The organism is Mesorhizobium sp. Root102, assembly GCF_001425625.1.
Lineage (GTDB): Bacteria > Pseudomonadota > Alphaproteobacteria > Rhizobiales > Rhizobiaceae > Mesorhizobium.
This window is the reverse complement of record NZ_LMCP01000034.1, coordinates 284,208-306,077: the sequence shown is the minus strand read 5'-3', so window position 1 is coordinate 306,077 and position 21,870 is coordinate 284,208. Positions and strand designations below refer to the sequence as shown.

Below are 21,870 nucleotides of genomic sequence, written 5' to 3'. Positions count from 1 at the left end.
TCGCGGGCCGCGCGACCTTCGAAGCCTAGGACGAACGAGTGGGCAAAAAGGATACGTCGCAGCGAATGCTTTTTTCACGGAGCGCGGTTAACCCTTGCCGCCAAACATCGCGGCATGACGCCGGGCGAATTCGATAAACGGTGTTGCCCGCACGCCGAACATCTCGTGCGTCGCCAGATGCACCCGCGATTTCGGCCGCCGCAGCCGCTCCGCCAGCTGTTCGTCCAGCGCATCGGCGAAGCCGGGCGAAATCCCGGAGGCGAGCAGATTTCTCCGCCGCACTTCAGGGCTGACGTCGACATAGCGGACCGGCTTGCCGATCGCCTGTGATATCCGTTCCGCCACGTCGCTCATGGTCAGTGCCTCCGGCCCCGTCATGTCGAGGCTCTCGCCTTCGTGGCCGCCATCGCGCAACAGTCGGAAGGCCACCTTGGCGATGTCCTCGACGTCGACGGGCGACAGTTCGGTATCGCCGAGCGCGAGAGTGAACGCACCCTCGGCGGCAATGGCCGGCGCGTCGCGCAGATAGACCTGCATGAACTGGCTGGGGCGCAGATGCGTCCACGCCATGCCTGCCCCTTCCAGATAGCGCTCGGTCTCCTCGTGCATGCGCGTGAAGCGGAATTTCGTTGCGTCATAGCCGATGTTGGATTCCGCGCCGGAAAACTTCACCACATGGGCAACGCCGGCCTGCTTGCAGGCATCGATGAAGCGGCACTGCGTTTCCGTCATGTCCTCAGCGGCGGTCGAAATCATCAGCACGCGGTCGACACCGTCGAGCGCGGCGCCCAGCGTTTCAGGCCGGCGCATGTCGCCCTCGATCGGTTCTACACCGGCAAGCTCGTCAAGGCCCGCCGCCGATGCCCGGGCCGGATCTCGTACCAGTGCCCTCACCTCATGGTTCTCCCGTGCGAACTCCCGCACGATCGACTTGCCGTTCAGGCCCGTGGCGCCTGTCACCAGGATCATGATCTTCTCTCTCCGTTCAGGATTGTCGCGGCTTGCCTGTCAGGCGACCGCACCTTGAAGACGAAGAAACGCGGGCAAAGGATTCCATCCAAACATTTTTGTCGGCGGATGCCTTTCACGCCTTCCTCATCTCGCCGATGCGTAGCGGTTGACCACCATGCCGCAGGCATAGGCCTTCGAGCCGAGCAGGCGCAGGGTTTTGAAACCACCTTGGTCGAAGATGCGGCGTCCGGCGCCCAGCACCGCCGGGTTGATGAATAACTGGAACTCGTCGACCAATCCGGCCGCGATCAGCGCCGACGCGAAACCTGCCCCGCCGAACACGACCATGTCGCTGCCCTCGCCCGCCTTCAGCGCGCTGACCTCACGCGGCAGGTCGCCGCTGGCCACCCTCGTGCGCTCCCAGGCCGATTGCTTGAGCTTGTCGCTCAGCACCACCTTCCGGGCGTCGACGATGCGTTGCGCAAAGGCATAGAACGGATCGCGCGGAAATTTCTTCGCCGCGTTGCCCCAATGGGTGAGATAGCCCTCCTGCGCCATCTTGCGGCTGAGCAGGATGGTGTCGATACCGGCGAAGACGGCGTTGAAGTCCTGCTTCAGCTCGCCGTCCCAGGCGCTCTCGTCACCCCATTCCCAGAGCTGCCAGGGATGGTCCTCATTGGCGCCGACAAAGCCGTCGACCGACATCTGCATCTGAAGGATCAGCTTTCTCATCATCGTTCTCCTCGGTTTGTCCCTGCTCAAAGCGTGCGTCCGGCGAGCCGTCGCGATCAACGTTATATGGTTTACATTTGGAAGCATTGACGCACGGCCAAAATGGTGTCAATAGTAAAGTGATTTAAAAATGGAACCATAGATGTCGACGCACGAAAAATCCGGTTGCCCGATCAACCTGTCGCTCGAACTCGTCGGCGACCGCTGGACGCTGCTCATCATCCGAGACCTGGTCTTCGCCGGAAAAAGGCATTTTCGCGAATTCCTGCAATCCGACGAAGGTATCTCCTCGCGCACGCTGGCCGAGCGGCTGCAAACCCTTCAGGACGAAGGCATCCTCACCAGAAGCGACGACCCGACGCATGGGCTGAAGACGGTCTACCGGCTGACCGAAGCCGGCATCGACCTCTTGCCAGTGCTGGCGACGCTCGGCGCCTGGGGCAGCAAGCACCGCAAGGCCGACGACAAGCTGGCTCGCATCGCCGAAGAGCTGACGGCCGGTGGCGAGGCGGCGCTGGAACAGATGAAAACGGCGCTGAGGGCCGAGCATATTGTCTAGGCAGGGCGCTCAAGCCGAACCGGCACGGCTCTTTGCTGCACAAATCGCTCTCCACTTGACAATGATCCGCCTTTGTTCTCTATTTGTTCAGATCTATCAGCAACTGCGGATGTGCGGTCGGGATGGAAACGACAGCCACCATCCTGCATGCCGATCTCGACGCCTTCTATGCCTCGGTCGAGCAATTGCTCGACCCGTCGCTGCGCGGCAAGCCGATCGCGGTGGGCGGTGGCGTTGTGCTCGCTGCCTCCTATGAGGCACGCGCCTTTGGCGTGCGCGGCGGCATGCCGGGGCGCAAGGCGCGTGAGCTTTGCCCGCAGCTGATCTTCGTCGGCGGCAATTTCAGCCATTACCAGCGGCTGGGCGACGCGGCGATAAAAGTGCTCGACGATTTCACCCCGCTGGTCGAGCGCATTTCCATCGACGAGGCCTTTGCCGATGTCGCCGGCTGCACGCATCTGTTCGGGCAGCCAGAAGAGATCGCCACGACCATCCGCCGCCGCGTGCGATCCGAACTCGGCCTGCCGATCTCGATCGGCGTGGCACGCACCAAGCATCTGGCCAAGATCGCCTCGCAGGTGGCCAAGCCCGACGGGCTGGTCGTCGTCGAGCCTGGCACGGAGATCGCCTTCCTGCACGATCTGCCGGTCGGGCTGATGTGGGGCGTTGGCCCGGCGACCAAAGCGCGGCTGGGCGAAATCGGCGTCGAGACCATCGGCCAGTTGGCCAGGACGCACAGCGGCACGCTGACGCGGCTGCTTGGTCCCGCCGCCGGCGAGAAGCTCGCCGCCCTGTCCTGGAACCGCGACCCGCGGAAACTGGAGACGAAGCGCCGGGCGCATTCGGCCGGTGCGCAATCGGCGCTTGGCCAGAAGCCCGCCGTGGCTGATGTCATCGTGCCCACTCTGCTGCATCTGGCCGACCGCGTCGCCAGCCGGCTGCGCGCCAAGGCGCGGCCCGGCCGCACGGTGACGGTGCGCGTGCGCTTTGCCGGTCTCAGCGCCGTCACCCGCTCAATCACCCTTGACCAGCCGATCTCGGCGACAACGATGTTGGCCGAGATCGCCGGCGATCTGGTGCGCGGCGTGCTTGCCGACCACCGCCAGGAGAAGACGATCTCGCTGCTGGCGATCTCGGTATCGCACCTGGAGGAAAGCCTCGAGCTACAGCTCGAACTGCCGCTCGGCCTCGCGGACGAGAAACGCCGTCCCGGCACGAAGAAGGGCCTGGCACGCTTCGGCGCCGACCGCGCCATCGACAAGATCCGTGAGCGCTTCGGCAAACAGGCGGTCGGCTACGGCACGGTGGCGCTGGACGCGGCGCGCTCGGTGCCCGACGAATTCAGGGAGCTGGCGCAGAAGGAGCTGTGAGCGCGGTTGACGCCATCCTGAATGTGACCGCGTCGGCATTGTAACCGAGGGGCGGCAGGCCGTGAAAAATCTTGATCTCCTCACTGGTGGCTATTCGAGTAAGATGTCCCTGACACAAGCCATGGAATCTCATGTTCGCACCCTTCATCGTTTGCGCGTTGGTCACAGCTCTCAGCGCGGTTGTCAGTCTCGGTTTCTCCTTGGCTGCCGTCATGAACGAAACCGGCAGCGCCCGGACGGTGGCATTGTACGGCTGTGCACGCAGCGCAGCTTTGGTGGTCGTAAGCGCCGTGCCATTTTTTACGGGTTCGACGGAATGGCTTGAGGCCATCGCCTGGACAACGATCCTCGTGCAGGCTGGAGATGCCGTCATAGGCGCCACGATCGACGATCGGATGAAAACCTTCGGCCCGGCCGGCGCATCGCTCGCCAACCTTCTGGCTCTCCTATGGCTCATCCAGTCTGTTCAATGAGATCACGACAAACAGCTTCAGCGCGCGATATCGGTGCGGCTGGAGCGTCTTATTCCGTCTCTTCACCATCCCAGTACCGCCTCACCGCAGCCATGTCGAAAATGCCGTCGCGCCGGCGCAAGGCGTCGACCGCCATCTTGTTGGAATCGGGATAGACGCAGACCTCGTTGGGATTTTTCTCGCCGATCATCAGGTAGCGGCACGGTCCCGTGCCGCTGTTGAGGAAGGAATGCCCGAACGCCAAACCGGCGGGAAAGCAGACATAGTCGCCGGCCTTCATCTCGTGGCGCTCATCGCCAAGCAGCAGCGTCACCTGCCCTTCCAGGATCAGCGCATGCTCCTCTTCCAGCATGTGGTAGTGCCTGGGCGCCAGGCGCATGCCGGGGGCCGGCGCCTCGATCAACATGCCGACATGATAGTCGGGCCGTCCCAAGGCGGCATAGGTGAGGTGTTTGGACTGACCACCGAACCGCGCCCCCTCGCCTTCCTGTTTCCACTCGACAGCATCGCTGGCGACCGGCGGGACCGGAGTGGCTGCTGCCTTGGTGACTCCGGCCATCCCATCCGACGGCAAGGGGTCGCCGGCGGCAAGGCCGGTGTTCTCGCCGTCCCAATAGCTTCGGGTTGCCGAGAGATCGAAGATCGCGCGGCTGCCCAGCGCGCGCACCAGCACCTTGTTGGAGACGGTGTAGACGACCACGTCGTTCGGGTTGCGCTCGCCGACGATGACATAGCGGCACGGCGCGTCGCTGGTGTTGATCAGGCAATGCCCCGCCGCCGCACCCGCAGGAAAGCAGATGTAATCGCCGGCCTTCATCGCATAGGGGGCGTCGCCAACATGCGCGGTAAGCATCCCTTCGAGGATGAAGACATGCTCCTCCTCGAAAATGTGGTAATGCGCCGGCGAGGTCTGCTTGCCAGGCGGCAGCTCCTCGATCGCCACGCCAACATGGTAATTCTCGCCGAGGGCGGCCTGCGAAAGATGCCGGTAGCGCACACCGAAGCGCGGCACATCGGACCATTCGGTCCACGGCACTTCATCCGATGCGAATGGCACGGGCGCTTTGTCGTCTGCCATAGGGCCTCCTGGTCCTGTCGCCTGCCCTCGTCGCGACGGAACAAAGCTGCCAGCTTCCGGCGTCATCGCCAAGCGGTGTTCGCCACGCTCCTGACGGAGCCGGACAGGAGCCGCTTGTCTCAGCCTCGGATCGCCTTGCCGGCCTGCTGCAGCAGTTCGAACGCGGCGAAGCGCTTCGTGTGCCAGTCGGCCAGCGCAGCATTGGGATGATAGAAGTCGCCGAGTTCCGACATGCCGGCCATCGCCGTCGCCACATCCCTATAGGTTCCGGCGGCGACCGCGCCGAGCATCGCCGAGCCGAGCAGCACCGGCTCCGGCGAAGTCGACGCCGCCACCACCATGCCTGTCGTGTCGGCAAGCAGCTGGCACACCAGCGGGCTTTGGCCCGCGCCGCCGCTGACGACTATGGTGTCGACGGGAATGCCCTTGTCATGCTCCGCCCGCACGATCTGGCGCGCGCCGTAGCCCAGCCCGCAGACCCCGGCGACATAGAGCCCGACCAGGCTGTCGAGACTGGTGTCGAGATCGAGCCCGGCAATCAGGGCGCGTGCGTCCGGGTCGGCGAAAGGCGCGCGGTTGCCGAGAAATTCCGGCACGACATGGATGCCGCGGACCAGCGCCGGCGTCGCCGCGGCCCCGTTGCGGCTTTGCGCCTGCAGCGACAGCCAGGCGCTGAGGCTAAGCCCCTCGGCATGTGCCTTGGCCGCCGCCTCGCCGGCCGCCGGGTGCATGCGCACCAGATGATCGATGGCCGCACCGGCCGCCGATTGGCCACCCTCGTTCAGCCACAGGCCCGGCACCATGGCCGAGAAATACGGACCCCAGACGCCGTCGACGAAGGCCGGCTCGGCGGTCGACGACATGGTGCAGGCCGAGGTGCCGAAGACATAGGCCATGCGCGACAGCACGCTGCCGAAGTCGCCCCGCGCCCCGACCGTGCCGACGCCGCCGGCATGCGCATCGATCAGCCCGGCGGCCACCGCGATGCCGGGGACTAGGCCAAGGTCCGACGCTGCCTGCGCGGTCAGTCCACCGCCGAGGGCGGCACCGGCCGGCACGATCTCGGTGCCGATGCGCGCGAATGCCTCGTCGGCCAGGCTCCCAAGCCCAATCTTGCGGAAATAGGTCTCGTCCCAGCGGTCTTCATGCGCCAGATAGGTCCATTTGCAGGTCACCGTGCAGACCGAACGGGCAAGGCTGCCGGTCGCCCGCCAGGTGAGAAAGTCGGCGAGGTCCATGAACTGCCAGGCGGCATTGAAGGTGGCGGGCAGGTTTTCGGCCAGCCACAGGAGTTTCGGCGTTTCCATCTCCGGCGAAATGACGCCGCCGACATAATTCAGCACCGCCTCGCCGCTGCGGTTGATGCGGCGCGTCTGATCGACCGCGCGATGGTCCATCCAGACGATGATGTTGCGTTCGGCATTGCCCGATTTGCTGACCGCCAGCGGCACGCCGCCTTCGCCCAGCACCACCAGCGAACAGGTGGCGTCGAAGCCGATGCCGGCGATCGCCTCGGGCGCTACCTTAGCCTGTGCGACGGCGGCGCGGGTGGCAACGCACACCGCCCGCCAGATATCATTGCTCGACTGCTCGACAATGTCGCCGGCCTCGCGCCAGACCTCGATGTCCTGCTTGGCCGAGGCAAGCAGGTTTCCGGTGTGGTCGAACACTCCGGCCCGCGCGCTGCCGGTGCCGACGTCGATGCCGAGATAGTGGGGCATTGGGGGGAAACCTTCGATTTAGGGAATAGGCAGTAGGGAATAGCGAATAGGTAAGTCGTTGGATTCTTCCCTATTCGCCACTCCCTATTCCCTATTCGCTCAGAGATCATTGCTCTGCGGCAAAATCACCAGATCCCGGATCGTCACGTTGCGCGGCCGGGTCAGCATGAACATGACCGCCTCGGCCACTTCGCGCGGCTGCATCAGGCCGCCGGCGGCGAGTTCTTCCTCGAGCTTGGCCTTCGGCCAATCGCTGACCAGCGCCGTCACCACCGGGCCGGGCGCCACCGCACCGACGCGCAGGCCGTGCTTGGCAACCTGCCGGCGCACCGTGTGGACGAAGGCCTGCACGGCGTGCTTGGAGGCCGTGTAGATCGGCTCCCAGACCACCGGAACCAGTCCGGCGATCGAACTGGTGACGATGATGTCGCCGGTCTTGCGTTCGATCATGTGCGGCAGCACCGCCTGGATCGAGCGGAAGCAGGCATTGATGTTGAGATTGAGCATCCGGTCCCAGGCGTCGGGATCGCCGGTCGCCACCTCGCCGCCGACATAGGCGCCGGCATTGGCATGGAAGATATCGAGCTGGCCGGCCTTCTCCAGAATCTGCGGCATCATGCTGGCGACGCTTGTCGGCTGCATCAGGTCGATCACCAGCGGGATCGCCTTGGGGCCGAGTTCGGCGCACAGGCTGTTCAGCGTCGCCTCGGCGCGGTCGACCAGCACCACGGTGGCGCCGGCCGCCAGCATGAATCTGGCGCATTCGAGGCCGATGCCTGATGCCGCGCCGGTGACGGCGGCAACTTTTCCGGACAGTTCTTCGCTCATGTCTTGCTTCCTGTTGATAGGTTCAGGCCCGGCCATGCGAGACACGCGAGCGGCGTGCCAGCGAGTCGACGATGACCGCGATGGCAAGCACGGCGCCGGTGATCATGTACCGAAGCGACGAGGACAGATCGAGCAGCGTCAGGCCGCTGGCGATCGACTGGATGACGATGATGCCGAGCAGCGCCGAATAGGCGCTGCCGCGGCCGCCGAACAGGCTGGTGCCGCCGATGACGGCCGCCGCGATGGCGTTGAGGTTGACGTCGCCGGTGCCGGCCTGCTGGCTGGCCGAGGCCAGGCGGGCCGCCGACAGCACACCGCCGAAAGCGGCCAGCATCGAGCACAGCACGAAGGCGCTGGAATAGATCAGCCGCACATTGATGCCGGCGCGCCGTGCCGCCTCGCGGTTGCCGCCGACCGCCGACATCGAGCGGCCCCATTTGGTCCGTGTCAGCGCGTAGTGCATTGATATGACCAGGCCGACGAACAGGCCGAACATCCACGGAATGCCGCGCGCCTGGTTGAGATAGAAGACGATGAGTTCGAGAATGACCGTGATGACGGCCGCTCGCGTGATGAGACCGCCGGTCGAGGGCGCCGACAGGTTGGCGGCGCGGCGGCGCGCGACTGTGCGCAGGCCGGTGACCAGCATGACGATGCCGGGCACGGCCGCCAGCCCGAACGACACGAACTTCGGCATCATCAGCAGCTGGCCGAAATTCACCAGGTTCGAGCCGTAAGGCAGGTTGATTGAGCCGGTCGAGCCGAGGATGTAGAGCTGCAGGCCAAGCACCGCCAGCAGGCCGGCCAGCGTCGAGACGAAGCTCGGCATGCCGAGCCGGTTGAACAGCAACGCGTAGAGTGCGCCGATGAAGCCGCCGACGGCGACGGCGGCAAGAATGGCGAGCGCCACCGGCCAGCCTTGGTTGACCCACAGCGTGCCCACCATCGCCGAGGCAAAGCCGCTGATCGAGCCGACCGACAGGTCGATTTCGCCGACCATCAAAACGCAGACGATGCCGAGCGCGATGACGCCGACGGTGGAGCAATCGAACAGCAGATTGACCAGATTGCTGCTCGACAGGAAGATCGGGTTGATGCTGGCGAACACCGTCCAGATGATGACCAGCCCGACAATCACCGGCAGCGAGCCGAGATCGCCCGAGCGGACCCGGTCGAAGAACCTGCGGATGGCGCCGCCGATCCCCGCCTCGTGCTTGACGCGCACATCGGCGCGGTCGAGCTGCGGCGGCACGGGGGCCGCCTGTTGCACGTCGCGGCTCATGGGCGTGACTCCCCTTTTTGATCTTGCAGGACGGTTTGATCCTGTCGCGCCTGCCGGCGCTCGGCGCGCCGAGACACTGAATTGTTCGAGGCGCCGGTGATGGCGCTGACCAGTTCCTGATTCGAGGCATCGGGCGAGAAGATGCCGTTGTTGCGGCCAAGCCGCAGCACGACGATGCGGTCAGCTACCGCGCGCACGTCCTCCATGTTGTGGCTGATGATGACGACGCCGAGGCCACGGTCGCGCACACGCTCGATCAAATTGAGCACTTCCGCCGTCTGCGCGACGCCGAGCGCAGCCGTCGGTTCGTCGAGCAGGATGAGCTTGGGTTCGAGCAGCAGCGAGCGGGCGATCGCCACCGTCTGGCGCTGGCCGCCCGACAGCGACGCGACGACTTCGCGCACACTGGGGATGCGCGCCGACAGCTCGTTGAGCAGCGTCCAGGCCCGCACTTCCATCGCTACCTCGTCCAGCCGCAGCGGGCTGAGCTCGCGGCCAAGGAAGATGTTGGCGACGATGTCGAGGTTCTCGCATAGCGCCAGGTCCTGGAACACGGTGGCGATGCCGAGCGTCAGCGCCGCACTCGGGTCGGCAAGCGTCACCGGCTCGCCACGAAAGCTGATGTTGCCTGAACTCGGCTGATGCACGCCGGCCAGGATCTTGACCAGCGTCGACTTGCCGGCGCCATTGTCGCCGACCAGCGCCACCACCTCACCGGCATGGACATCGAGATCGATGTCGGTGAGTGCCGAAACGGCGCCGAAATTCTTGGAAACACCGCGCAGGCTGAGCACCAGCTCGCCTGCCGGAACCGGTCCGTCCGGGGTATCGATCATGCCAGGAAGCCTTTCAAAACCGGTTCAAAAATATCGGATGAGCGCTGCCTGGCCGCGGGCGGCCAGGCAGCGGAGCGGGCAAGGGTCGCGGTCAGTTCCCGATGCCCAGCTTCTTGCAGCCTTCCGCGTAACGATCGACGCAGAGTTCGGCCGCGGTGTTGATCTTCTTGTCGATGATCTCGGCCTTCAGGTTTTCCTGCGTCACCACCGCTGGCGTGAACAGCTGCGAGGGCGTGTCGTACAGCGTCATCTCGGCCTTAGGCGTTTCGCCCGAAAGCAGCTTGATGGCGATGTTGGCAGCGGCTGCCGCCACGATCTCGCTCGGCTTGGAGATGGTGTTGTACTGGTCGCCGGCGATGATCAGCTGAAGTGCTGCGATCGTCGCGTCATTGCCGGTCACCGGCGGCACTGGATCGACGCCGGCAGCCTTGAACGCGGCGATGGCGCCGCCACCGGTGCCGTCATTGGCGGCAACGACGCCGAGGATTTTTGGTCCGAAGCGGGTGATCTGGCCGCCGGCCCATTGCTGCGCCTTCGGCGGCGCCCATTCCGGCGTGTCGTATTCGGCCAGGATTTGGTAGCCGCTGTTGTCGAGGCCTGCATGGATGCCCTTCTTGATCAGGCCGGCCGCCGCGTCCGTCGGCGAGCCGTTGATCTGCAGCACGCCGCCGGTGGCCGGATCGACCTTTAGCGCCTTCAGGTGCTCGACCAGCGAGTCGGCGATGGCCTTGCCGATGCCTTCATTGTTGAACGAGACATAGAAGTCGGCCGGTGCTGTCGGGATCGGCCGGTCATAGGCGATGACCTTGATGCCCTGGCTCTGCGCGAGCTTGACCAGCGAGGCGGCGGCGGTTGAGTCGACGGGGTCGAGCACGATCGCCTTGGCGCCCTGCGAGATCACCGAGTTGAACTGCTGCTGCTGGCGCGAAGCGTCGGCGTCGGCGTTCTGGTAGAGCACCTTGCAGCCTGGGCACAGCTTCTTCATCTCGGCGGCAAAGCCGGGATAGTCATGCTGTTCGTAACGGGTCGAGGCCTGGTCGGGCATCAGGAAGGCGACGGTGGCATCGGTGACCTCAGCGGCCCTGGCGATCGCGGCGGTGCCGGCCAGCAGCGACAGCGCAAGGGCTGCCATGCCGGCGGATTTCAATGAAAGTTTGGTCATTCGGTCTTCTCCGTTTCTGGATATGGTTGTAAGAAGGTCGTTGACGTTGGTGTGGAGACACGCGTCCGCCCTCGCCCCCAACTGCAATTGGGAACTAGGGCTCGGCGCCGACCTTTCGAGTCCGCGCCCACATCCTCCGCTGACGGAGGATTTTTCAAGACAAGCGCTCTCCATCGCGGACCGCTCCATGCGGTCCACGTTGTCATGCGAAAAAGTGTTGTTCCTCCCTTGGTTCCTCCCTGGCTCCTCCGTTAAGCGGCTTTGCCCGCGTTGATGTTGTCGGCCAGCAGCCGCCTGAAACGCGAGGGCGGCATGCCCTTCTCCGCCAGGAACTGCCGGTTGAAATTGGACAGATTGTTGAAGCCGACCTCGTAGCAGATGTCGGTGATCGAGGCTTGCTCGTCGCTCATCAGGATCTGGCAGGCGAGGTTGATGCGCAGCCGCTTGACATACTGCACCAGCGACATGCCGGTGTGGCGGCGAAACGAGCGCGAGAAGGCACCGGTCGACTGGCCGGCGATAGCCGCGAGGTCGGCCTCGTCGAACAGCTGCGTCAGGTTCTCCCTGATATAGGCGAGCGCCTTGTTCATGCCGGCGGTCATGTAGCCGGAGGGATCGGGCCGGTAGCTGGCGCTGGCCAAGAGCTGGAATTCCTGGGCGCGGCTGAGCAAGCCCGCGATCATCATGAACAGCTCGATGCGGCGCACGCCCTGCGCCTGCATCATCTCTTCCATCAATGGCGCCAGCGCCTTGCTGGTGCGGTTGGAAAACAGCACGCCGCGACGCGACGCCTCGAGCAGATGCGCGAGCCCCGCCAGCTCCGGCAGCACATGCATGGCATCGCCGATGAAACTTTCGGAGAACTGGATGATCCGGCCGCGCAGCGGGATCGAGCTGTCCCTGGGGATGTCGCTGACCCAATTGTGCGGCAGGTTGGGACCAGTCAGCACCAGATTGCCCGGCTCGAATTCGCCGATGAAATCGCCGACGAAATAGCGGCCATTGGTGAAGATCACCTGATGCAGTTCATATTCGGGATGGAAGTGCCAGCGCACCGTGTGGAAGGGGTAGCCATGCGACCACGCCTTGAAGGACTCACCGCGTCGTATCTGGACAACTTCCAGGTCCGGTTCCATGTCCGTTTCCTCCCGGGCCGGCACGGATCGTTGCCGCGTTCGGCCCACATTCCCTAAACCGGCCGAATTGGTTTCGGCTCTGCATTTCAAGAGCCACGGTATCGGCTCATGACAACAGGCGCCACCACGATTCAAGGCAACGGATGATACTTTTTTAACCGGGAAGGGATGCTCAGAGGCGATATTCGGGCAGGACAGGTCAGTCTTGCTGACGCGCCGGCCACGGTTCGGGGCGGACGCCAACCGCCCCTGCCCATCGCCTCTCACCCGAGCCGCGCAGCCGTCCACGCCCCGCCCGCCGCGGGAATGAGCAAGAGCTGGCACGATTGACTATCGGGAATTCGGCGTTCCATATCTCAGGAAATAGAAAATTTGTTCCGGGAGGAGGAATGGAGCTTCAACTCAACGGCAAGGTGGTGCTGGTCACCGGCTCGACGCAAGGCATCGGGCGCGCCATCGCCGAGACGCTGGCGCGTTCCGGCGCCGGCGGCCTGCTGGTCACCGGGCGCGAGAAAACGCGCGGCGACGCTGTGGCGGAAGAGCTTTCGCAGCTTGGCACACCAACGCTCTTCGTCGCCGCCGACCTCGCCGACCCGGCAACTCCCGCTTTGCTGGCGCAAGCCTGCATCGACCGCTTCGGCCGCATCGATGCGCTGGTCAACGCCGCCGGCCTGACCGACCGCGCGTCCTTCCTCGATGCCGATCTCGACGGCTGGGCCTCGCTGTTCGCCGTCAACGCGCGCGCACCGTTCTTCCTGATGCAGGCGGCTATCGCCGACATGAAGAAGCGCGGCCAGGGTGGCGCCATCGTCAACATCCTGTCGATCAACGCGCATTGCGGCTCGCCGGAACTCGCCGTCTACTCAGCCAGCAAGGGCGCGCTGGCGACGCTGACCAAGAACGCGGCCAACGCCCACCGCTTCGACCGCATCCGCGTCAACGGCATCAATGTCGGCTGGACCGACACGCCGGCCGAACGCGTCATGCAGGCCGACACGCTGGGCAACGGTCCGGGCTGGCTCGATGCCGCCAACGCCTTGCAGCCTTTCGGCCGCCTGTTCTCGACGAGCGATATCGCAAACCTCGCCGTCTTCCTGCTTTCCGATGCGGCCGGACCAATGACCGGAACGCTGGTCGACCAGGAACAGTGGGTGATCGGGGCGAACCGGTGAGCGCACCCCAGCATCGTCAACGAGCGCTGGACCATCAAATTCGCCATTCCGCTGCCGGCTGCCAACGCGCTGCTGCTGTTCGTGCCGCTGGCCGCCCTGATCGTCTTCACGCTCGCCCGCACCGGTTTCGGCCGCCTGCTCTACGCCGTCGGCGACAATGAGCGCGCAACGCACCTGTCCGGCGTGCAATACTGGCAAGTCATCACCACGCTCTACGTCACCTCCAGCGTGCTCGTCGGCATCACCGGCCTGCTCTATATCGACCTGATCAAGGCCCCTCCCCTGTCACTCGCCGAACCGCTGGTGCTGCCCTCGGTGGCCGTCGCCGTCATCGGCGGCACCTCGATCTTCGGCGACCGCGGCGGCTACACCCATCATCGGCGTCCCGATCCTGACCGTGCTGACGACGCTGCAGATGCCGGAGGGCGCAAGGCGGATTCTGTTCGGGCTGATCGTGCTTTTCGTGACGGCGGCTTATTTGCGGATTGTCGAGGAGCGGTAATACCAGAAGGGTCAAGATGGCGGCCTATGGAGATAACAAACAAGGCCCACAAGACAGCGACAAGCGCGTCCAATTCATGATCCCAATTTCAAATACTGAATAAATCTATTGCACGACATACCGCCAATATGCAGAAATCCGCATCTAGAAGCGGGGGCTGATTAGTATGTCGAAAAATTTCGAGAAAAAGCTGGCGCTATCTTTTGACGACCCAGACAATTCCGCAGCCCGAGGACAATCGTTGATGCTGCACCCTATTTAGACTGGTGATTTCGAAAAGCTGTTGCATCCGCCCTTCGGAAACCAAATCGCCACGAGGCATCGAGTTTCCCATCAAATCTCGTTTGGCAAGAAAGCGCTATTCCATGATTCCCACCAGACTTTCAGCCCTTGCCCTCGCGAGCCTTCTCGCCGTGGGCCTTGCAGCGCCCGCCCATGCGCTCGAATGTCCATGGCAATTGCGTTTCTGGCTCGGCGTGGACACCAATGGCAGCGCCATGGTCCACAGCGGGCAAAAATGCGTATTTCCCATGAACGCCAGCGGTACCCTCAGTCTAAAAATCGTTTCCCGCCCTAAGCATGGAGTGGTCACCCTCCCCAACCGCTCGACCATCGCCTATCAGGCGCAAAACGGCTACAAGGGCACAGACACCTTTGTCTTCGTCGCCACCGGCAAAAGCCAAGTCAATCACGGCCAGTCGACAATCACCATGACCATGAAGGTTGACTGAGCAATCATCATGGCAATTCGCGTTGCTTTGCTATCGGCCGTTTGCCTGAGCGTCGCCGCATCTCTTATGTCCTTGGCTGCGATAGCGTCGGCCGCCGGGAAACAGCAGGCGCCCGGCGAGTGGCCGATGAATTTCGCTCTGGTTCGCAACGGCGATTGCACGCAAACCTGCGTTCAATGGATATCAGCCGAAGGCGCCATAACACGCGACACCGCCAGACGGTTCAAGACATTTCTGAAGCGGCTGAAGGGCAAAAAACTGCCTGTGGTGTTTCAGTCTCCCGGTGGGGACGTGGTTGCCGCGCTAGCGATTGGACGCATGATCCGGAGCGCCGGCCTGGAAACAGCAGTGGGCAGAACGCAGCTGAACGGCTGCCCGATGCTGGTGCCGCGCTGTCCCGAAAAAATCGTTGAGAACGGCTGGTCGCAAGGCGAGGTCCATTCAGGGGGCGCCTACTGCTTCTCGGCTTGCCCGCTAGCTCTCATGGGCGGCCAGATCCGCGCTGCGGCTCCTGGTGCCCGCATCGGCCTTCATCAAGTAACGATCAACGGCTACAGAGGGCCCGAGCAGGCAGCAAAAAGAGACCTTAACGCAATTTCGACGCGGTCCGACCCTGCGTTGAAACAGATGCTTTCCAGCTATTTCGAAGACATGGGCGTCAGCAGCCAGGATGTGTTCGCCATGATGGGACTGGCGACACCTTACGGTTTTTACTGGGTCCAAAGCACCGAAGCTCTGAAATCAGGCATCATTACAAAGGTCTTCGCGTACGCCGATGACCCGGGCTACATCATCAGCGGAACCGGCATGGCGCCTGCGGCCGCTCCGCCGGCGACGGACATCGTGCAGTGAGAGGGATCTGTCGCTCGCCAAACCGCTGGTGCTGCCCTCGGTGGCCGCAGCCGTCATCGGCGGCACCTCCATCTTCGGCGGCCGCGGCGGTTACACCGGCACCATCATCGGCGCGCAGATCCTGACAGTGCTGACAACCCTGCTGACCATCCTCCAGATCCGGAGGGGGCAAGGCGGATTGTGGAGGAGAGGTAGGGGGGTGGATTGAGGCGGATGGCTGCTTTGGGCCGAAAAGCGGACTGTCCACTACTAGATGGCAGCCTCGCGAAAGCAGTCGTCGCGCCGGTGATCAAGCCAAAACTCGAGGACAGTTCGAGTCTCTCCCGGTGCGTCATTCGTGAAAACTGGGCACTCCTGTCGGAGACGCCCCGCCGCCCGTTGCCAGACCCTCCAGATGCCAGCTTGGTTGAGGTCAATCGGCAACTTCTGTTCCCACAACGCCCGCTTGCCTTAGGCCACCGTCAGACCGGCGAACTGCTCGATAACGGCCAGGCGATAGGCCATGATGTCGATGGAACAACTTCGAAAACGCGGCCGCGGTCTCGTAGCCGACACGGGTCGCAATCCGTGCAATCCCCTCGTCGCTTGTTTCGAGCAGAAACGCGGCCTCCGACATCCGGCGTGCGATCAGATATCGGTACATGGACTCGCCAACGAGCTTAGTGAAGCGAGCCGAAAACGCCGAACGACCAAGTCCCACGCTTTGCCCGAGGTCGCCAAGGGTCCAGGGCCGATCCGGTCGTTCGTGGATCAACTGAAGTGCCGGTCCTATGTGCGGGTCCGCCATCGCCCCCAGCCACCCGCCTTCTCCGGGGCCGAGCGACTTGATCCAGCTTCGCAGCACCTCGACGAAGAGCACTTCAGTCAGACGTGAGAGCGCGACGCCTTGTCCGGGACGCTCGAACGCCGCCTCGCTCACCATGCGTTGCAGAATAGCCTCGAGCCATCCTCCGTCTTCCGTGGGCTTCAGAAGAAGCACGGGCGGAAGCAATTCCAAAACGCTACCGCGCGAGGGCCGTGCCACTGTGAAATTACCACAGATCATCGTCGCGAGCGGCTGCTCGCCGCCTCCGTGACGAACGAGGCCAAGACGCCCGGCTAATCGATCGATGTCGACAATCGCTACCGGCTCCGTCTGGCTATCCGAGTAGATCACATGGGGCTCGCCACGCGTGACGACAACAAAGTCGCCCTCGGTCATGTGGAGCTCTCGTCCCTGTTCGAGCGCGAGCGTAGCCGAACCACGGCTGAGATAGTGGAACAGGGCGTAGGGGCGCTTTGGCAGCGCGAGATTCCAGGGATGGCCGAGCTCGAAGTGGAACAGCAAGGTTCCGCCAAGGCGAACGCGATCGAGCACTTCAGCGAGGATGTCCATTCCCCAATGTTAAAACGACGGACGGTCAGACACAATATTCGGACGATTGATGCCTAACGTCCGAATGCCCCATGTACTACCTGATCTCAAGTCGAGCCAACAGATCGGGCGGCAAACCATTGCGCAAACGGCAGATGGGAGAACCGCGACTTTTGCCGACACGCCTGCCCTATCCCCGGACTCGCGTCGTCCGTCATCTCAACAGGAGCAATCAATGCGATATCTTCTACTCTCAGTCGCCGCCGTCCTCATGGCCGGAGCAACAATTGCCGCCCCCGCCCAATCAGCTCAACTGCCAAAGGGGGCGGCTCACAACATCGTGCTCGTCCATGGCGCTTTCGTCGACCAGACGAGTTGGAAGCCTGTTGCCGATATCCTCACGAAGAAGGGCTACAACGTAACGCTCGTTGAAAACCCGCTCACCTCCCTCGAAGCGGACGTTGATGCCACCAAACAGGCGCTCGCGAAACAGAATGGCAAGACCGTTCTCGTTGGCCACTCCTGGGGCGGCGTTGTCATCACGCAAGCAGGTGACGATCCGAAGGTCTCGGCGCTCGTCTATGTCTCCGCATTCGCGCCCGACGTAGGACAATCCCTGGCCACCCTGGCAAAGAGCGGTCCGGCAACCGAAGGCGGCGCGGCGATTCATCCCGACGAAAAGGGCGACCTCTACATCGATCCCAAAGTGTTTCCTTCGGCAGTCGCGGCTGACCTTCCTCCGGAGATCGCCGAATCCTTGGCAAGCCATCAGCTCCCGTTGAACCATACGGCGTTCGAGGCTCCCGTTAACAAGGCAGCTTGGCACGACAAGCCGACGTTCTATGTGATCAGCACGAAGGACAAGGTCATCGCACCCGAGGTCCAGAAGATGTTCGCCAACAGGATGAAGGCCCAGACGACGGAGGTCGCCGGCAGCCATGCCTCCCTCGTCGTCCACGCGAAGGAAGTCGCCGCGGTGATTGAAAAGGCCGCACTCGTGAAGTGACGATACCGCTCCCGGCACTTTCGTGCCGGGAGCACCACGCGTGCTCGGCGAACTACGGAATGCCTTGGACCGCGAGCGGCTCAGGCCTCGCCAAAACCGCAACAGCTTCTCTCACTCAATTATTTAATACCAAGCATCCGGAGGATGACATGACTGAGTTCGACACGGCGAGCCAGGACGACGCCACGCTAGAAACGGCGCCCACCCGTTACATCGAAGGCAGCGGAATCCGCTTCGCCTATCGCCGCCTCGGCCCATCGACCGGAACGGCGCTGGTTCTCCTGCAGCATTTCTCTGGCAACATCGACGCGTGGGACCCCGCCGTCGTGAATATCCTGGCCGCCGATCGACCGGTGATCGTTTTCGATAACGCTGGGGTCGGCCGCTCGACAGGCCAAACGCCGGACAGCATCGAGGCGATGGCGCGAGACGCGGTCGCTTTTATCGAACTGCTCGGCCTCTCCGAAGTCGACATTCTGGGCTTTTCCCTCGGCGGCTGCGTCGCGCAGCAGATCGCCGCCGAGCACGGAACGCTGGTCCGCAAGCTCATCCTCGTTGGCACCGCTCCGAAAGGCGGAGAGGAACACCTCTTGGCGGTTCTGCAGGACGCGTTTTCCCAAAACGAGGTGCCGGACCCCCGCCTGCCGCTGTTCTTCACGAAGTCCTCGGCCAGCCAGTCGGCCGGCCGAGCGTTTCTGAAGCGGGCTAAGGTGCGTAAGGAAGATCGGGATACCGATAACGGCAGCACGGTGACCGATCCGCAGGCCAAGGCGCTTATTACCTGGTGCGCCACACCTGATCCCGAGCACGCCATTCTGCGCGCCATCCGCCAGCCCACCCTCGTGGTCAGCGGCAGCCACGACACCATGCTGCCGGCGGACAACGCCTACGCAATGTTCAAGGCTCTAAGCAACGCCCAGCTGGTCCTCTATCCCGATTCCGGTCACGGCTCGCTGTTTCAGCACCACGAATTGTTCGTAAGCCACGTCCGGACCTTCCTGGAAGCTTAACCGGCGTTGCCTAATCCCGGCGCCATCGAGCGCGCCTTTATTCATGAGAGCTGTTGCGGAGAGAGAAATGACAATCGCCAAGGTCGAGGTTGAGCGTCTCAGCCTGACGTCTTCCAAACCATTCGACGCCGTTGTGGCCGCACTCAAGTCAGCGGTTGGCCAACCTGACATGGTCGAGTTTTTCAAGGCGACGAGGGCTGCAAATTCCTTCTCGGATTTGGAACGCGTTGTGCAAAGCGGCCTCGGCCGCACAGGTCTCATGCTCTTCGCGGAATTCGACTTGGGCGCCATTCTGCGCCGCGAAACTGGAACCGAGACTCTCAAGAGCATGCGGTTTCTGGTGGGCAATCCACTCATTATGAAAGAAATGGTCAAGCACGTTCCCGACGCTGGATCTTACGCCCCAGTCACAGTCCTTCTCGATCAACGTCCCGATGGCGTGCATGTCTCCTATGACAAAATGGAGAGTTATCTTCTCTCCTATGGCAGTTTGGAGGCTCTTGCTGTCGCCCGCACTCTTGATGCGAAAATCACAACCTTGTTACGCGAATGCGCAAGCTAAACTCTCCTGATGACGCTTCAGACGGATGGAAGTGAGAGTCCGTCCAGAAAACGCATGAATTACGAATTACGGTGACAGTGCACTCTCTACATCACCCTCATCGGCCCCTCACCTACCCCGCACCATCCCCCCAATCCCCTCCAGCAGCACCCCCTGCTCCCCCACCCAGAACCAGTGATCCTCCCCCTCCACCTCGACAAACTGCGCCCCCGGTATCCTCGCCGTCAGATACCGCCCGGCCTCGACCCGCACGGCGCGGTCGCCGGTGCGGTGCAGGACCAGGGTCTTGGCCGAGACTTTTGACAGCAGCGGCCGCACATCGGCATCGCGCAGCGCCTGCAGCAGGCCGGCGACGGCGCCGGGGCTGGAGGCGGCCCGGAGCAGGCCGGCCCACCAGGCGCGCGCCTGGCGGTCGGAGGCGACGCTCGGCGCGAAGGTTTCGATTTCGGCTGGGCCGCCCCAGCCGGCGAGCAAGCGCCGCTGCCACAGATCGTATTGCGCCGCCGTGAGCGCGAAGGGATAGTCGGGCGCATGGCTGCCCTTGGCGAGCGAGCCCCACAGAACGAGGCCGGTCAGGCGGTCGGGGTGGTCGACGGCGAAGCGGATGCAGCCCGGCCCGCCCTCGGAGGCGCCGACCAGCACGGCCCGGCGGCTGCCGGCCGCATCCATCACCGCCAGTATGTCGCGCGCGGTCGCCTCGACGGTCGGGCGGGCGCCGACGCGGTCGGACAGGCCCATGCCGCGCCGGTCGAACAGGATCAGCCGGCCAAGCCGCGACACGGCATTGAGCCAGGCGCGGCAGCTCCTGTCTTCCCAGATGCGCTCGACATGCGAGATGAAGCCAGGCACCAGCACGATATCGGCCGGGCCGCTGCCGACAGTCTGGTAGGCGATATGGATGCCGTCCACCTCGACATAGCGGGTTCTCGGCACCTCGGCATCGCTCGCGCGCAGCAGAGCGAGCGTAGCGGGGTCCGGCGCCACGCCGAGTTCGTCGCGCAGCAGCCGCGTGCAGGTTTCGCCCTGGCGCTCGGCCGCCGCCCGGTCGCCCGCCGCCAGATGGGCGCGGATCAAATGGCGATGTGCGCTTTCGCTCAAGAGGTCGAGGGCGGCAAGGCGCGTGGCATGCATTACAGCGTCGCGCGGTTCGCCCCCGGCGATCTTGGCTTCCACCAGCCGCTCCAGCGCCTGCACCAGCCGGCTGCGCAAGGCCTCGCGGCGGAAGAACACCCATTCCTCGAATTCGGGACAGTCCGGCAGCGAGAAGCCGGCGAGATAGTCGCTGGTGTAGAGACCGGCGGCATCGTCGAGAAGACCGGCGTCGCAGGCATGCTCGAAGGCGCTTGCATCGGCCTCGACGGACAGCGGCGCGCGCACCATGAGGGATGCCGCACTGGCTGATATGACCTCCTCGCCGAACGCGATGCGGATCTTGTACAGCGTGCGCCGCAGCCGCGCGCGTGCGGCCTCCGCGTCGGCTTCGGGCCACAGCAGCGTGGCGGCGACCTCGCGCGCCACGGGTCCGCCGGCTTCGGCGAGGTAGATAACGAGCGCCGCCGCCTTGCGCAGGGCAAGCTCTATCGGCCGCCCGTTCAGCCGGAACTCCGGAAAACCCAGAAGTCTGAGTTGTATCAGCTCCATCGATCCGCACGCGGCCGGGCAAGGGTTTCGAGAGGACGTTGAGGGGACGCCGGCCGTCTATCCCCGGTTTCGAGCCGATCCGGCCCGATCAACTCCCTTGGAGCGAGAAATGTCACCGGTCAATACATCAAGCCATCACACATCAGAACCACTTACCCTCGGCGCCCCTGCCACCGGGCATGGAGGCTGAGCCATGTGCCAGACCTGCCTCTCCTGGTATGCGCGCTGCGTCGCCCCCTATTTCGTCCATGCCGGCTGCTCGGCCGGCGCCTTCGCGCGGATGCGCGGGCGCGTCATCCCGCGGGCGCAAGGTGTCGTCGTCGAAGTCGGCTTCGGCTCGGGCCTCAACCTGCCCTATTACGAAGCCGCCAGGGTAGAGCGGCTGGTCGGCGTCGATCCCGACGGCACCATGCTAGGCCTTGCCGCACCGAAGAGCCGCGCCTCGCCCTTCGCCGTCGAATGCATCCGGGCCAGCGGCGAGAGCCTGCCTTTGGCGGATGGCTTCGCCGACACGGTGGTCGTCACCTATGCCTTCTGCACCATTCCCGACCCTCAAGCCGCGCTGAGCGAAATCCGGCGCATTCTGAAACCGACGGGCCGGCTGATCTTCATCGAGCACGGCCAGGCCGAGGGACCGCGTTGCCGCCGGTGGCAAGAGCGGCTGAACGGGCTGTGGGGATCAATTGCCGGCGGCTGCCACCTCAACCGCGATCCGCTGCGCCTGATCGGAGGGGCGGGCTTTCGCCTGCTCGAAGTCCAGCACGGGCGGTTTCCTTTGCCCCTCTGGCAATTGGGCAGCCATCACGCCGGCATCGCGGCGGCTGGCTGACCGGTCTTTGCCGACCCCCCGAAACCGACGAGCGACCTCGGCATCGCCGCGGGGCCAACCGCCTCGCGGCACGTCTGCCGAAA

21 protein-coding genes and 2 pseudogenes are annotated in these 21,870 nt (G+C 63.9%); 12 read left to right on the top strand and 11 right to left on the bottom strand.

What is annotated here, in order from left to right:
* Window positions 1-87: 87 nt before the first annotated feature.
* Both ASD12_RS23655 and ASD12_RS23650 read right to left on the bottom strand, forming a co-directional pair.
* Window positions 88-969 (bottom strand): SDR family oxidoreductase, encoded by an 882-nt coding sequence (locus ASD12_RS23655; RefSeq protein ID WP_056591880.1) that lies wholly within the window; start codon window positions 967-969, stop codon window positions 88-90.
* A 126-nt stretch (window positions 970-1,095) separates the two neighbouring features.
* Window positions 1,096-1,683 carry a dihydrofolate reductase family protein gene (locus tag ASD12_RS23650; RefSeq protein WP_056591877.1) on the bottom strand — a complete coding sequence of 196 codons (588 nt, stop codon included), beginning with the start codon at window positions 1,681-1,683 and terminating at the stop codon, window positions 1,096-1,098.
* A 142-nt stretch (window positions 1,684-1,825) separates the two neighbouring features.
* Between ASD12_RS23650 and ASD12_RS23645 the strand changes: the two genes are divergently transcribed.
* The 3 genes from ASD12_RS23645 to ASD12_RS23635 all read left to right on the top strand — a co-directional run bounded on the left by ASD12_RS23645 (window position 1,826) and on the right by ASD12_RS23635 (window position 4,085).
* The gene (locus ASD12_RS23645) at window positions 1,826-2,242 is read left to right on the top strand and encodes a helix-turn-helix domain-containing protein (protein ID WP_056591874.1); all 417 of its coding nucleotides are present in this window, start codon (window positions 1,826-1,828) and stop codon (window positions 2,240-2,242) included.
* Window positions 2,243-2,364: 122 nt separating this feature from the next.
* Complete coding sequence (dinB, locus tag ASD12_RS23640) at window positions 2,365-3,612, top strand: DNA polymerase IV (RefSeq protein ID WP_056591872.1); 1,248 nt, start codon at window positions 2,365-2,367, stop codon at window positions 3,610-3,612.
* 131 nt (window positions 3,613-3,743) lie between these two features.
* Window positions 3,744-4,085 carry a hypothetical protein gene (locus ASD12_RS23635; RefSeq protein WP_200950964.1) on the top strand — a complete coding sequence of 114 codons (342 nt, stop codon included), beginning with the start codon at window positions 3,744-3,746 and terminating at the stop codon, window positions 4,083-4,085.
* A gap of 49 nt (window positions 4,086-4,134) precedes the next feature.
* On the opposite strand, the gene ASD12_RS33505 is transcribed toward ASD12_RS23635, so the two are convergent.
* From ASD12_RS33505 to ASD12_RS23600, 7 genes are all read right to left on the bottom strand, one after another.
* Window positions 4,135-5,163, bottom strand: a complete 1,029-nt coding sequence (locus ASD12_RS33505) for a cupin domain-containing protein (RefSeq protein WP_082525629.1) — start codon at window positions 5,161-5,163, stop codon at window positions 4,135-4,137.
* A 119-nt stretch (window positions 5,164-5,282) separates the two neighbouring features.
* On the bottom strand, window positions 5,283-6,884 hold the full coding sequence (locus ASD12_RS23625; RefSeq protein ID WP_056591868.1) for an FGGY-family carbohydrate kinase: 1,602 nt from the start codon (window positions 6,882-6,884) through the stop codon (window positions 5,283-5,285).
* A gap of 99 nt (window positions 6,885-6,983) precedes the next feature.
* Entirely contained in the window at window positions 6,984-7,712 is a 729-nt protein-coding gene (locus tag ASD12_RS23620; protein ID WP_056591865.1) for an SDR family oxidoreductase, read from the bottom strand.
* A 22-nt stretch (window positions 7,713-7,734) separates the two neighbouring features.
* Complete coding sequence (locus tag ASD12_RS23615) at window positions 7,735-8,994, bottom strand: ABC transporter permease (RefSeq protein WP_056591862.1); 1,260 nt, start codon at window positions 8,992-8,994, stop codon at window positions 7,735-7,737.
* Window positions 8,991-9,830: an ATP-binding cassette domain-containing protein gene (locus tag ASD12_RS23610; protein WP_056591859.1), complete on the bottom strand. Its 840-nt coding sequence runs from the start codon at window positions 9,828-9,830 to the stop codon at window positions 8,991-8,993. Before ASD12_RS23610 ends, ASD12_RS23615 begins: the two co-directional genes overlap by 4 nt.
* A 91-nt stretch (window positions 9,831-9,921) precedes the next feature.
* On the bottom strand, window positions 9,922-10,992 hold the full coding sequence (locus ASD12_RS23605) for a sugar ABC transporter substrate-binding protein (protein ID WP_056591856.1): 1,071 nt from the start codon (window positions 10,990-10,992) through the stop codon (window positions 9,922-9,924).
* Between the two features lie 251 nt (window positions 10,993-11,243).
* On the bottom strand, window positions 11,244-12,128 hold the full coding sequence (locus ASD12_RS23600; protein ID WP_056591853.1) for an AraC family transcriptional regulator: 885 nt from the start codon (window positions 12,126-12,128) through the stop codon (window positions 11,244-11,246).
* A gap of 389 nt (window positions 12,129-12,517) precedes the next feature.
* Here ASD12_RS23600 and ASD12_RS23595 point away from each other — a divergent pair, with 389 nt between their 5' ends.
* From ASD12_RS23595 to ASD12_RS23580, 5 genes and pseudogenes are all read left to right on the top strand, one after another.
* Window positions 12,518-13,300, top strand: coding sequence for an SDR family oxidoreductase (locus ASD12_RS23595; RefSeq protein ID WP_056591850.1), 783 nt, complete (start codon window positions 12,518-12,520; stop codon window positions 13,298-13,300).
* A gap of 63 nt (window positions 13,301-13,363) precedes the next feature.
* Window positions 13,364-13,802: pseudogene (locus ASD12_RS23590) on the top strand (ABC transporter permease); the annotation flags it as partial.
* 365 nt (window positions 13,803-14,167) lie between these two features.
* Window positions 14,168-14,533 (top strand): Ig-like domain-containing protein, encoded by a 366-nt coding sequence (locus tag ASD12_RS34375; protein ID WP_156388921.1) that lies wholly within the window; start codon window positions 14,168-14,170, stop codon window positions 14,531-14,533.
* 9 nt (window positions 14,534-14,542) lie between these two features.
* The gene (locus tag ASD12_RS23585) at window positions 14,543-15,385 is read left to right on the top strand and encodes a hypothetical protein (RefSeq protein WP_056591849.1); all 843 of its coding nucleotides are present in this window, start codon (window positions 14,543-14,545) and stop codon (window positions 15,383-15,385) included.
* 7 nt (window positions 15,386-15,392) lie between these two features.
* Window positions 15,393-15,559 (top strand): annotated as a pseudogene (locus ASD12_RS23580) (ABC transporter permease); the annotation flags it as partial.
* Between the two features lie 238 nt (window positions 15,560-15,797).
* Here ASD12_RS23580 and ASD12_RS23575 read toward each other — a convergent pair.
* Window positions 15,798-16,760, bottom strand: a complete 963-nt coding sequence (locus ASD12_RS23575; protein ID WP_056591844.1) for an AraC family transcriptional regulator — start codon at window positions 16,758-16,760, stop codon at window positions 15,798-15,800.
* Between the two features lie 214 nt (window positions 16,761-16,974).
* Between ASD12_RS23575 and ASD12_RS23570 the strand changes: the two genes are divergently transcribed.
* The 3 genes from ASD12_RS23570 (at window position 16,975) to ASD12_RS23560 (ending at window position 19,317) form a co-directional block, all read left to right on the top strand.
* The gene (locus ASD12_RS23570) at window positions 16,975-17,745 is read left to right on the top strand and encodes an alpha/beta hydrolase (protein WP_056591842.1); all 771 of its coding nucleotides are present in this window, start codon (window positions 16,975-16,977) and stop codon (window positions 17,743-17,745) included.
* A gap of 149 nt (window positions 17,746-17,894) precedes the next feature.
* The gene (locus ASD12_RS23565; RefSeq protein WP_056591839.1) at window positions 17,895-18,755 is read left to right on the top strand and encodes an alpha/beta hydrolase; all 861 of its coding nucleotides are present in this window, start codon (window positions 17,895-17,897) and stop codon (window positions 18,753-18,755) included.
* 67 nt (window positions 18,756-18,822) lie between these two features.
* Window positions 18,823-19,317, top strand: a complete 495-nt coding sequence (locus ASD12_RS23560; protein WP_056591837.1) for a DUF302 domain-containing protein — start codon at window positions 18,823-18,825, stop codon at window positions 19,315-19,317.
* 108 nt (window positions 19,318-19,425) lie between these two features.
* On the opposite strand, the gene ASD12_RS23555 is transcribed toward ASD12_RS23560, so the two are convergent.
* A complete protein-coding gene (locus ASD12_RS23555) occupies window positions 19,426-20,958 on the bottom strand; it encodes an alpha/beta hydrolase (RefSeq protein ID WP_056591834.1) in 1,533 nt (510 codons plus the stop codon).
* A 193-nt stretch (window positions 20,959-21,151) separates the two neighbouring features.
* Between ASD12_RS23555 and ASD12_RS23550 the strand changes: the two genes are divergently transcribed.
* Window positions 21,152-21,787 (top strand): class I SAM-dependent methyltransferase, encoded by a 636-nt coding sequence (locus tag ASD12_RS23550; protein WP_056591831.1) that lies wholly within the window; start codon window positions 21,152-21,154, stop codon window positions 21,785-21,787.
* Window positions 21,788-21,870: the final 83 nt, after the last annotated feature.

Coding starts and splice junctions, on each gene's coding strand:
- ASD12_RS23655 (WP_056591880.1), bottom strand. CDS start 969: ATGATCCTGGTGACAGGCGCCACGGGCCTGAACGGCAAGTCGATCGTG.
- ASD12_RS23650 (WP_056591877.1), bottom strand. CDS start 1,683: ATGAGAAAGCTGATCCTTCAGATGCAGATGTCGGTCGACGGCTTTGTC.
- ASD12_RS23645 (WP_056591874.1), top strand. CDS start 1,826: ATGTCGACGCACGAAAAATCCGGTTGCCCGATCAACCTGTCGCTCGAA.
- dinB (WP_056591872.1), top strand. CDS start 2,365: ATGGAAACGACAGCCACCATCCTGCATGCCGATCTCGACGCCTTCTAT.
- ASD12_RS23635 (WP_200950964.1), top strand. CDS start 3,744: ATGTTCGCACCCTTCATCGTTTGCGCGTTGGTCACAGCTCTCAGCGCG.
- ASD12_RS33505 (WP_082525629.1), bottom strand. CDS start 5,163: ATGGCAGACGACAAAGCGCCCGTGCCATTCGCATCGGATGAAGTGCCG.
- ASD12_RS23625 (WP_056591868.1), bottom strand. CDS start 6,884: ATGCCCCACTATCTCGGCATCGACGTCGGCACCGGCAGCGCGCGGGCC.
- ASD12_RS23620 (WP_056591865.1), bottom strand. CDS start 7,712: ATGAGCGAAGAACTGTCCGGAAAAGTTGCCGCCGTCACCGGCGCGGCA.
- ASD12_RS23615 (WP_056591862.1), bottom strand. CDS start 8,994: ATGAGCCGCGACGTGCAACAGGCGGCCCCCGTGCCGCCGCAGCTCGAC.
- ASD12_RS23610 (WP_056591859.1), bottom strand. CDS start 9,830: ATGATCGATACCCCGGACGGACCGGTTCCGGCAGGCGAGCTGGTGCTC.
- ASD12_RS23605 (WP_056591856.1), bottom strand. CDS start 10,992: ATGACCAAACTTTCATTGAAATCCGCCGGCATGGCAGCCCTTGCGCTG.
- ASD12_RS23600 (WP_056591853.1), bottom strand. CDS start 12,128: ATGGAACCGGACCTGGAAGTTGTCCAGATACGACGCGGTGAGTCCTTC.
- ASD12_RS23595 (WP_056591850.1), top strand. CDS start 12,518: ATGGAGCTTCAACTCAACGGCAAGGTGGTGCTGGTCACCGGCTCGACG.
- ASD12_RS34375 (WP_156388921.1), top strand. CDS start 14,168: ATGATTCCCACCAGACTTTCAGCCCTTGCCCTCGCGAGCCTTCTCGCC.
- ASD12_RS23585 (WP_056591849.1), top strand. CDS start 14,543: ATGGCAATTCGCGTTGCTTTGCTATCGGCCGTTTGCCTGAGCGTCGCC.
- ASD12_RS23575 (WP_056591844.1), bottom strand. CDS start 16,760: ATGGACATCCTCGCTGAAGTGCTCGATCGCGTTCGCCTTGGCGGAACC.
- ASD12_RS23570 (WP_056591842.1), top strand. CDS start 16,975: ATGCGATATCTTCTACTCTCAGTCGCCGCCGTCCTCATGGCCGGAGCA.
- ASD12_RS23565 (WP_056591839.1), top strand. CDS start 17,895: ATGACTGAGTTCGACACGGCGAGCCAGGACGACGCCACGCTAGAAACG.
- ASD12_RS23560 (WP_056591837.1), top strand. CDS start 18,823: ATGACAATCGCCAAGGTCGAGGTTGAGCGTCTCAGCCTGACGTCTTCC.
- ASD12_RS23555 (WP_056591834.1), bottom strand. CDS start 20,958: ATGGAGCTGATACAACTCAGACTTCTGGGTTTTCCGGAGTTCCGGCTG.
- ASD12_RS23550 (WP_056591831.1), top strand. CDS start 21,152: ATGTGCCAGACCTGCCTCTCCTGGTATGCGCGCTGCGTCGCCCCCTAT.